Origin of the sequence: Mesorhizobium marinum, assembly GCF_040813675.1 — a bacterium.
GTDB lineage: Bacteria > Pseudomonadota > Alphaproteobacteria > Rhizobiales > Rhizobiaceae > Mesorhizobium_K > Mesorhizobium_K marinum.
In genome coordinates, this window is record NZ_JBFOCI010000001.1 from 777,476 (window position 1) to 791,962 (window position 14,487).

A 14,487-nucleotide genomic window follows, 5' to 3' on the forward strand; every position below is an offset into this window, starting at 1 on the left:
TCCATGAGTGATGCGCTTCAGCGGCTTTACGACCACATCGCCGGCACGTTCGGCGACAGGATCGTCGCCTCCGAAATCGCCTATGGCGAACTGAACGTCACGGTCGGCGGCGACGACCTCGTCGCCGTGATGACTTTCCTGCGCGACGATTCGGCCTGCCAGTTCGTTTCGTTCATCGACACGTCGGGGGCCGACTATCCGTCGCGGGCGAAGCGTTTCGACGTGGTCTATCACCTGCTTTCGCCGAAGAAGAACCTGCGCATCCGCGTCAGGGTGATGACCGACGAGGACACGCCGGTCCCCTCGATCACCGGCGTTTTCCCGGGCGCGGACTGGTTCGAGCGCGAGACCTACGATCTCTACGGCATCCTGTTCTCCGGCCATCCGGACCTGCGGCGCCTGCTCACCGACTACGGCTTCGACGGGCATCCGCTGCGCAAGGACTTCCCGCTCACCGGTTTCGTCGAGGTGCGCTACGACGACGAGGTGAAGCGCGTCGTCTACGAGCCGGTCGAGCTCAAGCAGGAGTTCCGCAATTTCGATTTCCTCTCGCCCTGGGAAGGCACGGACTACGTGCTGCCGGGCGACGAAAAGGCGAAGCAGTAAATGGCTGAGACCGCCGTCCGCAACTTCAACATCAACTTCGGGCCGCAGCATCCGGCCGCGCACGGCGTGCTGCGCCTCGTGCTGGAGCTCGACGGCGAGGTGGTCGACCGCGTCGATCCGCATATCGGTCTCCTGCATCGCGGCACCGAGAAGCTGATCGAGGCCAAGACCTACCTGCAGGCGCTGCCCTACCTGGACCGGCTCGACTACTGCTCGCCGATGAACCAGGAGCACGCCTTCGCGCTGGCGACCGAGCGGCTGCTCGGCATCGAAATCCCGAAGCGTGGCCAGCTCATTCGCGTGCTCTGCTGCGAAATCGGCCGCATCATGAGCCACATCCTCAACGTGACGACCCAGGCCATGGACGTCGGCGCGCTTACGCCGCCGCTCTGGGGCTTCGTCGACCGCGAGAAGCTGATGGTGTTCTACGAGCGCATCAGCGGCTCGCGCATGCACGCGGCCTATATCCGGCCGGGCGGTGTCCACCAGGACATCCCCGATCAGGTGCTCGAGGACATCGGCCGCTGGATCGACCCGTTCCTGAAGACGCTGGACGATCTGGACAACCTGCTCACGCCCAACCGCATCTTCAAGCAGCGCAACGTCGACATCGGCGTCGTCAGCCTGGACGACGCCTGGGCCTGGGGTTTCTCGGGCGTCATGGTGCGCGGCTCCGGCGCCGCCTGGGACCTGAGGAAGTCGCAGCCCTACGAATGCTATCCGGAAATGGAATTCGACATTCCGATAGGCAAGAACGGCGACTGCTTCGACCGCTACCTCATCCGCATGGAGGAGATGCGCCAGTCGGCCAAGATCATGCGCCAGTGCCTCGACAGGCTGCTCGGCAAGGATCGCGGCGGCCCGGTCTCGAACCTCGACGGCAAGGTCGTGCCGCCGAAGCGCGGCGAGATGAAGCGTTCGATGGAAGCGCTCATCCATCACTTCAAGCTCTACACCGAAGGCTACCACGTGCCGGCGGGCGAGGTGTATGCGGCGGTCGAGGCGCCGAAGGGCGAGTTCGGCGTCTACCTCGTGTCGGACGGCGCCAACAAGCCGTACCGCTGCAAGCTCAGGGCGCCCGGCTTCGCGCATCTGCAGGCGATGGATTTCCTGTGCCGCGGCCACATGCTGGCCGACGTTGCCGCAGTGCTGGGATCGCTCGACATCGTGTTCGGCGAGGTGGACAGATGACCATCGCCGTGGCGGCCGACATCGTGATCGATGCTCGCAGCGGACGCGTCGAGGGCGCATCCGCTGGCGAACGCGTCGCCATCACGGTGTTGCGCTCGGCCATGTTCTTCCTGAAGCCGTTCGCCAATGTCGGCATTTCCTATGTGGCGCGCGCCATGCGCGCACTGCTGCCCAGCGACAGGCCGATGCTTTTCGTGCTGACGCCGGACAGTTCCATGCGGGTCGCCTACTGCGACACCTACTGGTCCGTGCTGGTATCGCCGAACTACGCCTATGAGCGCTCGGTCAAAGCGCTGCTGAAGGCGTCGCGCGACGTCGACTACGGCTTCATCGACGGCGGCGCCAACCACGGCTACTGGTCGATCCTGGTTTCGGGCGGCGAGTTCGGTGCGAAGAAGGCGGTCGCCATCGAGGCGGCGTCGGACACGTTCTGCAGGCTGGACGACAACCGCAGCCTGAACGAAGGGCGCTTTTCCGTGCTGAACCGCGCGATCGGCGCGACCAGCGGCCAGCGCGTGCGCGTCTACGGCGCGAAGCACGAGGCCCGCTCCACCGTGGCACCGTCCGTGGACGCCGTGCCGATCCTGGATTGCGAGACGATCTCCGTCGACGATCTCGCCGACCTGCCGGAGTTCGCCGGCCTCGACAAGTTCGTCGTCAAGCTCGACGTCGAAGGCGTCGAGATCGCTGCCTTTTCGGGCGCGCAGCGCCTGCTGTCGGGCGACACGGTGTTCGTCTACGAGGAGCATGGCTCCGACACGCGGCACGAAACCACGCGCCATGTGATGGACGTCATGAAGCTCAGGGTATTCTGGCTCGGAGACGGACGCGCCCGCGAACTGTCGACGGCCGATGAACTCGACCGGATCAAGAAATCCCGCAGGGCCGGCTACGACATGGTTGCGAGCAGCAGCCCGTTTTGGCTGGACAGGCTCGATGCCTCGGCATCGACCGTTCACTGAGGGAATCGGGGAAGCAAGATGAGTGTTCGCCGTTTAGCCGATGCCAGCGTCCAGCCCGCCGCGTTCGCCTTCAACGAGGCCAACGCCGCCGCGGCGCGGACATGGATCGCGAAGTATCCCAAGGGCCGCGAGCAGTCGGCCATCATCCCGCTCCTGATGATCGCCCAGGAGCAGGAAGGCTGGGTCACCAAGGCCGCAATCGAAACGATCTGCGACATGCTGGACATGCCGCGCATCCGCGGGCTCGAAGTTGCCACCTTCTACACCCAGTTCCAGCTCAAGCCGGTCGGCACCCGGGCGCATGTCCAAGTCTGCGGCACCACGCCCTGCATGCTGCGCGGCTCGGAGAAGCTGATGGACGTGTGCCGGTCGAAGATCCATCACGACCAGTTCCACACCAATGAGGCCGGCACGCTGTCGTGGGAGGAGGTCGAATGCCTCGGCGCCTGCGTCAACGCGCCGATGGTGATGATCTTCAAGGACACCTACGAGGATCTGACGCCGGAGCGGCTGGAAGAGATCATCGACCAGTTCGAAAGCGGCCGTGGCGCCGAGGTGCCGGCCGGGCCACAGAACGGCCGCACGGTTTCGGCGCCGCAGGCGGGGCTGACCTCGCTGGCGACCGAGGATGCGGTGCTGATGGCGAAGCACGCTGCCGGCACGCAGGACGCCGGCAAGGCGGGCGGCGGCGAGGTGCCGCCGTCGAATGCGGCGAAGCCGAAGACCGATGCGCCGGAAACCAGCGCAGCGCTCGCAACGCCGTCGCCGCAGAAGGCGACGTCCGGTGCGGAGGCAGCGGCAGCCAAGAAGACCGCTAAGGTCGAAAAGCCCTCGCTCGACGACCCGACCCGTCCGGCCGGGATCGACAAGCCGGCGACCGTCGACGATCTCAAGATGATCTCCGGCGTCGGACCGAAGATCGAAGGCACGCTGCACTCGCTCGGCATCTACACGTTCGCGCAGATTGCATTGTGGAACGACGAGCACCGCGCCTGGGTCGACGGCTACCTCAATTTCAAGGGTCGCATCGACCGCGACGAGTGGGTGAAGCAGGCCGAGACGCTGCACAAGGGCGGCGTCGAAGAATATGTTCGCGTTTTCGGCAAGAAGCCGGTCTGAGGGCGAGAAGAATGCTTCAGGACAAGGACCGCATCTTCAACAACATCTACGGGATGTACGACCGCTCGCTCAGGGGCGCCATGTCGCGCGGCCACTGGGACGGCACCAAGGGCCTGATCGACAAGGGCCGCGATTGGATCGTCAACGAGATGAAGGCGTCGGGCCTGCGCGGCCGCGGCGGCGCCGGCTTCCCGACCGGCCTGAAGTGGTCGTTCATGCCCAAGCAGAGTGACGGACGCCCGTCCTATCTGGTCGTCAACGCCGACGAGTCCGAGCCCGGCACCTGCAAGGACCGCGATATCCTGCGCCACGACCCGCACACGCTGGTCGAGGGTTGCCTGATCGCCGGTTTCGCGATGGGGGCGGTCGCCGCCTACATCTACGTGCGTGGCGAGTTCATCCGCGAGCGCGAGGCGCTGCAGCGGGCGATCGACGAGGCCTATGAGGCGAAGCTGATCGGCAAGGGCAACAAGAACGGCTACGATTTCGACGTCTACGTCCACCACGGCGCCGGCGCCTATATCTGCGGCGAGGAAACTGCGCTGCTGGAAAGCCTGGAGGGCAAGAAGGGCCAGCCGCGGCTGAAGCCGCCGTTCCCGGCCAATGTCGGCCTCTACGGCTGCCCGACCACCGTCAACAACGTCGAGTCGATCGCCGTTGCGCCGACGATCCTGCGGCGCGGCGCGGCCTGGTTCTCCTCCTTCGGGCGGCAGAACAACGCCGGCACCAAGCTGTTCTGCATCTCCGGCCACGTGAACAACCCGTGCACCGTCGAGGAGGCGATGTCGATCCCGTTCCGCGAACTGATCGACACGCATTGCGGCGGCATCCGCGGCGGCTGGGACAACCTGCTCGCGGTGATCCCCGGCGGGGCGTCGGTGCCGCTGGTGCCGGCCGAGCAGATCATCGACGCGCCGATGGATTTCGATGCGTTGCGCGACCTCAAGTCGGGTCTCGGCACCGCGGCCGTCATCGTCATGGACAAGTCCACCGACGTGGTGAAGGCGATCGCCAGGCTCTCCTATTTCTACAAGCACGAGAGTTGTGGCCAGTGCACGCCGTGCCGCGAGGGCACCGGCTGGATGTGGCGGGTCATGGAGCGGCTGGTGCGCGGCGAGGCGCAGAAGCGCGAGATCGACATGCTGCTCGACGTGACCAAGCAGGTCGAAGGCCATACGATCTGCGCGCTGGGCGACGCTGCGGCGTGGCCGATCCAGGGCCTGATGCGGCACTTCCGCGGCGAGGTTGAGCGCCGGATCGACGAGTTTTCGCGCAACGCGCACCGGGCCGAGCCGGTGCTGGTTGCCGCGGAATAACGGCATAGCAGAAACGAAAGTGCGGGCCGAAGGCCCGAAAGGAAACGGCGAAGGCGGGCAGACGAAAACCAAAGGAGACAGATGATGTCCATGTTTTCCCTGCCTGAGGAACTGATGCCAGACGTGAAGAAGTTAGAGACGATGACGGATGAGATGACGGTCGTGCTGCCGCGCGAGATGGCGGCCGCCTTCAATCTCTTCGTGCATCCGTTTGCCGGCGCAGCCGCGGCTTCGGCCGTTGGGATTGGGCTCGCAAGCCAGGGCTTCGGCGCCTGGATGGGCGCCATGACGGCGTTCGCCGAGGCCTCGCAGCGCGCTTTCTCCACCGGACTGCCTGAGGCCGGACAGGCGCAGCGCCCCGCGACGCGCACGCGTTCGCCGGCCACCAAGGCGAGGACGACCGCCAGGACCCTGATCGAGGAAGCGCATTCGACGGCGCTCGAGATCGCAGGAGCGGCCGATGCAGTCGCGCCATCGGCGGCCGAACCGGAAGCATCGCCGGGCAGCGCCGCCGATTTGCTGCCGGAGGATTTCCGCCAGCCCAAGGCGATCGCCAAGCCGAGGAAGGCCGACGACCTCAAGGCGATCTCCGGCATCGGCCCGAAGCTGGAGCAGGTGCTGAACGGCCTCGGTGTCTGGACCTATGCGCAGATCGCCGCCTGGTCGGCGGAAGAGATCGCCTGGGTCGACGACTATCTGTCGTTCAAGGGGCGCATCGGCCGCGACGACTGGATCGGCCAGGCGGCAAAGCTGGCGGGCAGGAAGAAGCGTTAGGTTTCGGGCATCGCCCGGTTTGGAATTGCGGCTGACGCCGCTGGGGTTTGAGGCAATATGGCTAAGCTCAAGGTCGACGGGAAAGAGATCGAGGTACCCGACCACTACACGCTGCTGCAGGCGGCGGAAGAGGCGGGCGCGGAGGTTCCGCGCTTCTGCTTCCACGAGCGGCTGTCGATTGCCGGCAACTGCCGCATGTGCCTGGTCGAGGTGAAGGGCGGCCCGCCGAAGCCTGCGGCTTCCTGCGCCATGGGCGTGCGCGACCTGCGTCCCGGTCCGAACGGTGAAGCGCCGGAAATCTTCACCAACACGCCGATGGTCAAGAAGGCCCGCGAAGGCGTGATGGAGTTCCTGCTCATCAACCATCCGCTCGACTGCCCCATCTGCGACCAGGGCGGCGAGTGCGACCTGCAGGACCAGGCGATGGCCTTCGGCGTCGACTCTTCGCGCTACAAGGAGAACAAGCGCGCCGTCGAGGACAAGTACATCGGCCCGCTGGTCAAGACGATCATGAACCGCTGCATCCACTGCACGCGGTGCGTCCGCTTCACCACCGAAGTCGCCGGCATCTCCGAACTCGGCCTGATCGGCCGCGGCGAGGACGCCGAGATCACGACCTACCTCGAACAGGCGATGACGTCTGAACTGCAGGGCAACGTCATCGACCTCTGCCCGGTCGGCGCTCTGACTTCCAAGCCGTTCGCCTTCACCGCGCGCCCGTGGGAGCTGACCAAGACCGAATCGATCGACGTCATGGATGCCGTCGGCTCGGCGATCCGCGTCGACAGCCGCGGCCGCGAGGTGATGCGCATCATGCCGCGCGTCAACGAGGCTGTGAACGAGGAGTGGATTTCCGACAAGACCCGCTTCATCTGGGACGGCCTGCGCTCGCAGCGGCTGGACCGACCCTATGTCCGCAAGGGCGGAAAGCTAGTGCAGGCGACCTGGCCCGAGGCTTTCGAGGCCATCCGCGCAGCGGTGGCCGCCGCGGCGCCCGAGCGCATCGGCGCGATCGCGGGCGACGTCGCCTCGGTCGAGGAGATGTACGCGCTGAAGAAGCTGGCGCAGGCGCTCGGTTCCGAAAACATCGACTGCCGGCAGGACGGCGCCGCGCTCGACCCGGCGCTCGGCCGCGCGAGCTACCTGTTCAACGCCACCATCGAAGGCATCGAGCAGGCCGATGCGGTTCTCATCATCGGTTCGAATCCCCGTTTCGAGGCTTCGGTGCTCAATGCCCGCATCCGCAAACGCTGGCGTCAGGGCAAGCTGCCGGTCGGCGTGATCGGCGAGATCGGCGACCTCCGCTACGACTACGAGCAGCTCGGAGCCGGCGCCGACACGCTGAAGGCGCTGGCTGACGGTTCGGGCTCGTTCTTCGAGGCGCTTAAGGCGGCGACGCATCCGCTGATCATCGTCGGGCAGGGCGCCTTGTCGCGCTCCGACGGCGCGGCCGTGCTCGGTCAGGCCGCCAAGCTCGCCCTAGCGGTCGACGCCGTGCGCGACGACTGGAACGGCTTTTCGGTGCTGCACACGGCGGCGGCGCGCGTCGGCGGGCTCGATGTCGGCTTCGTGCCGGGCAAGGGCGGCAAGGACGTCGCCGGCATGCTCGGCCAGACCGACGTGCTGTTCCTGCTCGGCGCCGATGAAATCGACATGGCGGCAACCGGCGATGCGTTCGTGGTCTATGTCGGCACGCACGGCGATGCCGGCGCGCACCGCGCCGACGTCATCCTGCCGGGCGCGACCTACACCGAAAAGTCGGGCACCTATGTCAACACCGAGGGGCGCGTCCAGATGGCCAGCCGCGCGGGCTTCGCGCCGGGCGGAGCCAAGGAGGACTGGGCCATCCTGCGCGCCCTGTCGGACGTGCTCGGGCGCAAGCTGCCGTTCGATTCGCTTGCCCAACTGCGCGCCGCGCTTTACGGCGAGCATCCCCATCTTTCGCGCATCGACGAGATCGAGGCAGGCGGCACGGCGGATATCGACCGCGTCGCCCGGCTTGGCGGACGGCTCAACAAGGGCGCCTTCACCTCGCCGGTGAAGGACTTCTATCTAACCAACCCGATCGCGCGCGCCTCGGCCGTCATGGCCGAATGTTCGGCGCTGGCGAAGAACGGTTTCAAGCAGGCGGCGGAATAGACGATGGGAGACTTCTTCTTCACTTACGTCTGGCCGACGCTGATCATGCTGCTGCAGTCGGTCATGCTGATCGTCGTGCTGCTGGTCGGGATCGCATTCCTGCTCTACGCCGACCGCAAGGTTTGGGCGGCCGTGCAGTTGCGCCGCGGCCCGAACGTGGTCGGACCCTGGGGGCTGCTGCAATCCTTCGCGGACCTGTTCAAGTTCGTGTTCAAGGAACCGGTCATTCCGTCGGGCGCCAACAAGGTGATCTTCCTGCTCGCGCCGCTGGTGACGACGGTGCTAGCGCTGGCCACCTACGCCGTGGTGCCGTTCGCCGACGGCTGGGTGATCGCCAACATCAATGTCGGCATCCTCTACATCTTCGCGATTTCGTCGCTCGAGGTGTACGGCGTCATCATGGCCGGCTGGGCGTCGAACTCGAAATATCCCTTCCTCGGCGCGCTGCGCTCGGCGGCCCAGATGGTGTCCTACGAGGTTTCCATCGGCTTCGTCATCGTGTGCGTGCTGTTGACGGTCGGCTCGCTCAACCTGTCCGAGATCGTACTGTCGCAGCAGGACGGCCTCGGCACCCGGCTCGGCCTGCCAAACTCGCTGCTCGACTGGAACTGGCTGGCGCTGTTCCCGATGTTCGTCGTGTTCTTCATCTCGGCCCTGGCCGAGACGAACCGCCCGCCCTTCGACTTGGTCGAGGCGGAGTCCGAACTGGTCGCCGGTCACATGATCGAATATTCGTCGACGCCCTATCTGCTGTTCATGCTCAGCGAATATGTCGCGATCGTGCTGATGTGCGCGCTGACCACCATCCTGTTCCTCGGTGGTTGGCTTCCGCCATTCGACTTCGCGCCCTTCACCTGGGTGCCCGGCGTCGTCTGGTTCCTGCTGAAGCTCTGCTTCGTCTTCTTCATGTTCGCCATGGTGAAGGCGTTCGTGCCGCGCTACCGCTACGACCAGCTCATGCGCCTCGGCTGGAAGGTGTTCCTGCCGCTTTCGCTGTTCATGGTCGTCGCGACCGCGGCCGTCCTCAAGCTGACCGGGTCGGCGTGATGGGTGCGGGCGGGATCGGCGCACTGGCGGGCGTGGGACTGGCGGCGGTGGACTTCGCGCTGCTCAGGCTGCTCGCGTCGCGCGTCGAACTCGACGACACCAAACGGGTGCTCAACATAGTCGGCCTCAGCCAGTTCGCGCTGCTGCCGGTCGTGGGCTGGTTCGCCGGCCCGCTCATTGCTGGAGAATGACGATGTCAGCGCTAGCCCAAGCCGCCAAGTCGCTGCTGCTCAAGGATTTCGTGAGCGCCTTCTTCCTGTCGATGCGCCAGTTCTTCGCGCCGAAGGAGACGGTGAACTATCCGCACGAGAAGGGCCCGCTCAGCCCGCGCTTCCGCGGCGAGCATGCGCTCAGGCGCTATCCCAACGGCGAGGAGCGCTGCATCGCCTGCAAGCTGTGCGAGGCGATCTGCCCGGCGCAGGCGATCACCATCGAGGCCGGCCCGCGCCGCAACGACGGCACGCGGCGCACCGTGCGCTACGACATCGACATGGTGAAGTGCATCTACTGCGGCTTCTGCCAGGAGGCCTGCCCGGTCGACGCAATCGTCGAGGGACCGAATTTCGAGTTCGCGACGGAAACGCGCGAGGAACTCTACTACGACAAGGAAAAGCTGCTCGCCAACGGCGATCGCTGGGAGCGGGAGATCGCCCGCAACCTGGCGCTCGACGCGCCGTACCGCTGACATGCGGGCCGCCGACGCGCATTGAGGAGCGCTGCTTCTCGCCCGGTCGCTGACCGGCTTCTCCCCAGGAAGGGAGGAGAAAAAACGACAGAGATGGACGCGCCGGTCAGGCTCGTCTAAGGCACAGGCGGCATCGCGCCGGAGGCGGACGCGAAGCCGGGACTTAACCGGGGACTACCCATGCTCAACGGAATTGAAGCGGTATTCTTCTACCTCTTCGCCTTCATCGCGGTCGGATCGGCCTTCATGGTCATTTCCGCGCGCAATCCCGTGCATTCGGTGCTGTTCCTGATCCTGACGTTCGTCAACGCGGCGGGACTGTTCCTGCTGACCGGCGCCGAGTTCCTGGCGATGATCCTGCTCGTCGTCTATGTCGGCGCCGTGGCGGTCCTCTTCCTGTTCGTCGTGATGATGCTCGACGTGGACTTCGCCGAGCTGAAGAGCGGAGCGCTGCGCTATGCGCCCATCGGGGCGATCGTCGGGCTGATCCTGGCCGCCGAACTGATCATCGTGCTGGGCGGCTATGCGTTCGCGCCGCAACTCGCGGATACGGTCGCCAAGCCGACGCCCGACATCGCGACGCGCCACAACACGGCGGCGCTCGGCGACATCCTCTACACGGACTATGTCCACTTCTTCCAGATTGCCGGTCTCGTTCTGCTCGTCGCCATGATCGGCGCGATCGTGCTCACGCTGCGCCACAAGGCCGGCGTGAAGCGCCAGTCGATATCGGCGCAGGTCGCCCGCACGCCGGAGACCGCAATCGAGATCAAGAAAGTCGAGACGGGCAAGGGCATCTGAGATGGCGGTCGGTATCGGACATTTCCTCACGGTCTCGGCGATCCTGTTCACGCTCGGCGTGTTCGGCATCTTCCTCAACCGCAAGAACGTCATCGTCATCCTGATGTCGGTCGAGCTGATCCTGCTGGCGGTGAACATCAACTTCGTCGCCTTTTCGGCGGCGCTCGGCGACCTGGTCGGCCAGGTGTTCGCCCTGTTCGTGCTGACCGTCGCGGCTGCCGAAGCCGCGATCGGTCTCGCCATCCTCGTCGTCTTCTTCCGCAACCGCGGCTCGATCGCGGTCGAAGACGTGAACATGATGAAGGGCTGACGGTCTAGCCATGTATCAAGCCATCGTCTTTCTACCCCTCATCGGCTTCCTGATCGTCGGCCTGCTCGGCGGGTCGCTCGGCGCGAAGGCGTCGGAATACATCACGTCCGGCCTGATGGTGGTCGCCGCCGCATTGTCGTGGGTGGCGTTCGTCAGCGTCGGCATGGGCGACGGCGAGGCGTTTACCGTGCCGGTGCTGCGGTTTATCGAATCGGGCAGCCTGCAGGCCGCATGGGCGCTGAGGATCGACACGCTGACGGCGGTGATGCTGGTCGTCGTGAACACCGTGTCTTGCCTGGTGCACATCTACTCGATCGGCTACATGCACCACGATCCGCACCGGCCGCGCTTCTTCGCGTATCTCAGCCTGTTCACATTCGCCATGCTGATGCTGGTGACGTCGGACAACCTGGTGCAGATGTTCTTCGGCTGGGAGGGCGTCGGTCTGGCCTCCTACCTGCTGATCGGGTTCTGGTACAAGAAGCCGTCGGCCAACGCCGCCGCCATCAAGGCCTTCGTCGTCAACCGGGTCGGCGACTTCGGCTTCCTGCTCGGCCTGTTCGGCGTCTTCGTCCTGTTCGGCTCGGTGAACTTCAGCACCATCTTCGCCAACGCCGCGACCTATCTGCCGGCTGGCGGCCACGGCGAGGCTGCCGCGGGCGGCGAGGCGGCCGCGCATGGCGAGGCCGTGTTCACCTTCCTAGGCTACCATCTCGACAAGGCCGGCGCGCTGACGGTCGTCTGCCTGCTCCTGTTCATGGGCGCCATGGGCAAGTCGGCGCAGGTTCCGCTGCACACCTGGCTGCCGGACGCCATGGAAGGCCCGACGCCGGTGTCGGCCCTGATCCACGCCGCGACGATGGTGACGGCCGGCGTCTTCATGCTGGCGCGCCTGTCGCCGCTGTTCGAGCTCAGCCACACCGCGCTCATCGTCGTCACCTGCGTCGGCGCGTTCACCGCCTTCTTCGCGGCGACGGTCGGCCTGGTGCAGAACGACATCAAGCGCGTCATTGCCTATTCGACCTGTTCGCAGCTCGGCTACATGTTCGTCGCGCTCGGCCTCGGCTTCTATTCGGCTGCGATCTTCCACCTGTTCACGCACGCATTCTTCAAGGCGCTGCTGTTCCTCGGCTCGGGCTCGGTGATCCACGCCGTCTCGGACGAGCAGGACATGCGCAACATGGGCGGCCTGCGCCGGCTGATCCCGAAGACCTACTGGATGATGATCATCGGCACGCTCGCGCTGACCGGCGTCGGCATTCCGCTGACCGTCATCGGGACGGCGGGCTTCTTCTCCAAGGACGCCATCATCGAAGGCGCGTTCGCCGCGCACAGCCCCGTCGCCTACTGGGCGTTCTGGCTGCTGGTCGTCGCCGCCGTGTTCACCAGCTTCTATTCGTGGCGGCTGATCTTCATGACGTTCCACGGCGAGCCGCGGGCCAGCCACGAGGTCATGCACCACGTCCACGAATCGCCCCCGGTGATGCTCGTGCCGCTGTTCATCCTGGCGGTCGGCGCGCTGTTCGCGGGCCTGCTGTTCAAGGGCTTCTTCATCGGCGATCTCTATGACGCCTTCTGGAAGGGATCGCTGTTCACGCTGCCCGACAACCACATCCTGCACGCGTTCCACGACGTGCCGCTGTGGGTGAAGCTCGCGCCCTTCGTGGCCATGATCGTCGGCTTCCTGGTCGCCTACCAGTTCTACATCCGCTCGCCGGAGACGCCGAAGTACCTCGCTGCGCAGCACCGCTTCCTCTACCGGTTCCTGCTCAACAAGTGGTACTTCGACGAGCTCTACGACATCCTGTTCGTCAGGCCGGCCAAGCGGCTGGGCACCTTCCTCTGGAAGACCGGCGACGGCGCCATCATCGACGGGTTGGGTCCCGACGGGATCTCGGCGCGCGTCATCGACGTGACCAACCGGGTCGTGAAGCTGCAGACCGGGTACCTCTATCACTACGCATTCGCCATGCTGATCGGCGTCGCCGCCCTGGTCACCTGGATGATGTTCGGGAGCCATTGATGACCGACTGGCCAATCCTCTCCACGGTCACCTTCCTGCCGCTGGTCGGCGTCCTGCTCATCCTGTTCATCCGGGATGACAGCGCCAGCGCGCGCCGCAACATCCGCGCGATCACGCTGTGGACGACGATCGTCACCTTCGTCATCTCGCTGTTCATCTGGACCGGCTTCGACAATGCCGTCCCCGGTTTCCAGATGGTCGAGAAGGTCGGCTGGCTGGGCTCCGGCATCTCCTACCACATGGGCGTCGACGGCATCTCCATGCTGTTCGTCATCCTGACGACGTTCCTGATGCCGTTGGCGATCCTGGCCAGCTGGGAGTCGGTCGAGAAGCGCGTGAAGGCGTACATGATCGCCTTCCTGATCCTCGAGACGCTGATGATCGGCGTGTTCTGCGCGCTCGACATCGTGATGTTCTACGTCTTCTTCGAGGCCGGCCTGATCCCGATGTTCATCATCATCGGCGTGTGGGGCGGCAAGCGGCGCGTCTACGCGTCGTTCAAGTTCTTCCTCTACACGCTCGCAGGCTCCGTGCTGATGCTGCTCGCCATCATGGCGATGATCTTCCAGGCCGGCACGAGCGACATCCCGACGCTGCTGACTTACGACTTCCCTGAAAACATGCAGACCTGGCTGTGGCTGGCGTTCTTCGCGTCCTTCGCGGTGAAGATGCCGATGTGGCCGGTGCACACCTGGCTGCCGGACGCCCACGTCGAGGCGCCCACGGCCGGTTCGGTGATCCTGGCCGCGATCCTGTTGAAGATGGGCGGATACGGTTTCCTTCGCTTCTCCCTGCCGATGTTCCCGCTGGCGTCGGCCGATTTCGCGCCGTTCGTCTTCGCCCTTTCGGTCATCGCGATCATCTACACCTCGCTGGTCGCACTGATGCAGGAGGACATGAAGAAGCTGATCGCCTACTCGTCGGTCGCCCACATGGGCTACGTGACGATGGGCATCTTCGCGATGAACGAGACGGGCATCCAAGGCGCCATCTTCCAGATGCTGTCGCACGGCCTGGTTTCGGGCGCGCTGTTCCTGTGCGTCGGCGTCATCTACGACCGCATGCACACCCGCGAGATCGCCGCCTATGGCGGCCTCGTCAACAACATGCCGAAATACGCCGTGGCGTTCCTGATCTTCACCATGGCCAATGTCGGCCTGCCGGGAACGAGCGGCTTCGTCGGCGAGTTCCTGACGCTGCTCGGCGTCTTCGAGGTCAACACCTGGGTGGCGCTGTTCGCCGCGACGGGCGTGATCCTGTCGGCCGCCTATGCGCTGTGGCTCTACCGCAAGGTCATCTTCGGCGCGCTCACCAAGGAAAGCCTGGAGGGGCTGCTCGACCTGTCGCCGCGCGAGAAGGTCACCCTCTACCCGCTGATCGTGCTCGTCATCTTCTTCGGCGTCTACCCGGCGCCGGTGTTCGACGCGACCGCGGCCTCGGTTGAGGCGCTCGTCAACACAATCACCATTTCGCTCGACGCCGCGCATGTCGCGGTGGCGAACTGAGGGGCGGGA

14 protein-coding genes are annotated in these 14,487 nt (G+C 65.3%); all 14 read left to right on the forward strand.

Features of this window, described 5'->3' with window-relative positions:
- Positions 1 to 3: 3 nt before the first annotated feature.
- On the forward strand, positions 4 to 606 hold the full coding sequence (locus ABUE31_RS03655) for an NADH-quinone oxidoreductase subunit C (protein WP_367722128.1): 603 nt from the start codon (positions 4 to 6) through the stop codon (positions 604 to 606).
- Positions 607 to 1,797: an NADH-quinone oxidoreductase subunit D gene (locus ABUE31_RS03660; protein WP_367722129.1), complete on the forward strand. Its 1,191-nt coding sequence runs from the start codon at positions 607 to 609 to the stop codon at positions 1,795 to 1,797.
- Positions 1,794 to 2,759 carry an FkbM family methyltransferase gene (locus tag ABUE31_RS03665; RefSeq protein ID WP_367722130.1) on the forward strand — a complete coding sequence of 322 codons (966 nt, stop codon included), beginning with the start codon at positions 1,794 to 1,796 and terminating at the stop codon, positions 2,757 to 2,759. The genes ABUE31_RS03660 and ABUE31_RS03665 overlap by 4 nt, the downstream gene beginning before the upstream one ends.
- 18 nt (positions 2,760 to 2,777) lie before the next feature.
- Positions 2,778 to 3,878: an NADH-quinone oxidoreductase subunit E gene (locus ABUE31_RS03670; protein WP_367722131.1), complete on the forward strand. Its 1,101-nt coding sequence runs from the start codon at positions 2,778 to 2,780 to the stop codon at positions 3,876 to 3,878.
- A gap of 11 nt (positions 3,879 to 3,889) precedes the next feature.
- Entirely contained in the window at positions 3,890 to 5,194 is a 1,305-nt protein-coding gene (nuoF, locus tag ABUE31_RS03675; RefSeq protein ID WP_367722132.1) for an NADH-quinone oxidoreductase subunit NuoF, read from the forward strand.
- An 84-nt stretch (positions 5,195 to 5,278) separates the two neighbouring features.
- A complete protein-coding gene (locus ABUE31_RS03680; protein ID WP_367722133.1) occupies positions 5,279 to 5,968 on the forward strand; it encodes a helix-hairpin-helix domain-containing protein in 690 nt (229 codons plus the stop codon).
- 57 nt (positions 5,969 to 6,025) lie between these two features.
- The gene (gene nuoG, locus ABUE31_RS03685) at positions 6,026 to 8,107 is read left to right on the forward strand and encodes an NADH-quinone oxidoreductase subunit NuoG (protein WP_367722134.1); all 2,082 of its coding nucleotides are present in this window, start codon (positions 6,026 to 6,028) and stop codon (positions 8,105 to 8,107) included.
- Between the two features lie 3 nt (positions 8,108 to 8,110).
- Complete coding sequence (gene nuoH / locus ABUE31_RS03690) at positions 8,111 to 9,154, forward strand: NADH-quinone oxidoreductase subunit NuoH (protein ID WP_367722135.1); 1,044 nt, start codon at positions 8,111 to 8,113, stop codon at positions 9,152 to 9,154.
- Positions 9,154 to 9,345 carry a hypothetical protein gene (locus tag ABUE31_RS03695; RefSeq protein WP_367722136.1) on the forward strand — a complete coding sequence of 64 codons (192 nt, stop codon included), beginning with the start codon at positions 9,154 to 9,156 and terminating at the stop codon, positions 9,343 to 9,345. Before nuoH ends, ABUE31_RS03695 begins: the two co-directional genes overlap by 1 nt.
- A gap of 2 nt (positions 9,346 to 9,347) precedes the next feature.
- Positions 9,348 to 9,839 carry an NADH-quinone oxidoreductase subunit NuoI gene (gene nuoI / locus ABUE31_RS03700; protein ID WP_367722137.1) on the forward strand — a complete coding sequence of 164 codons (492 nt, stop codon included), beginning with the start codon at positions 9,348 to 9,350 and terminating at the stop codon, positions 9,837 to 9,839.
- A gap of 180 nt (positions 9,840 to 10,019) precedes the next feature.
- On the forward strand, positions 10,020 to 10,640 hold the full coding sequence (locus tag ABUE31_RS03705) for an NADH-quinone oxidoreductase subunit J (RefSeq protein ID WP_367722138.1): 621 nt from the start codon (positions 10,020 to 10,022) through the stop codon (positions 10,638 to 10,640).
- A gap of 1 nt (position 10,641) precedes the next feature.
- Complete coding sequence (nuoK, locus tag ABUE31_RS03710) at positions 10,642 to 10,950, forward strand: NADH-quinone oxidoreductase subunit NuoK (RefSeq protein ID WP_367722139.1); 309 nt, start codon at positions 10,642 to 10,644, stop codon at positions 10,948 to 10,950.
- Between the two features lie 10 nt (positions 10,951 to 10,960).
- Positions 10,961 to 12,973 carry an NADH-quinone oxidoreductase subunit L gene (gene nuoL / locus ABUE31_RS03715; protein ID WP_367722140.1) on the forward strand — a complete coding sequence of 671 codons (2,013 nt, stop codon included), beginning with the start codon at positions 10,961 to 10,963 and terminating at the stop codon, positions 12,971 to 12,973.
- On the forward strand, positions 12,973 to 14,478 hold the full coding sequence (locus tag ABUE31_RS03720) for an NADH-quinone oxidoreductase subunit M (protein ID WP_367722141.1): 1,506 nt from the start codon (positions 12,973 to 12,975) through the stop codon (positions 14,476 to 14,478). Before nuoL ends, ABUE31_RS03720 begins: the two co-directional genes overlap by 1 nt.
- The last annotated feature ends 9 nt before the right edge of the window (positions 14,479 to 14,487 follow it).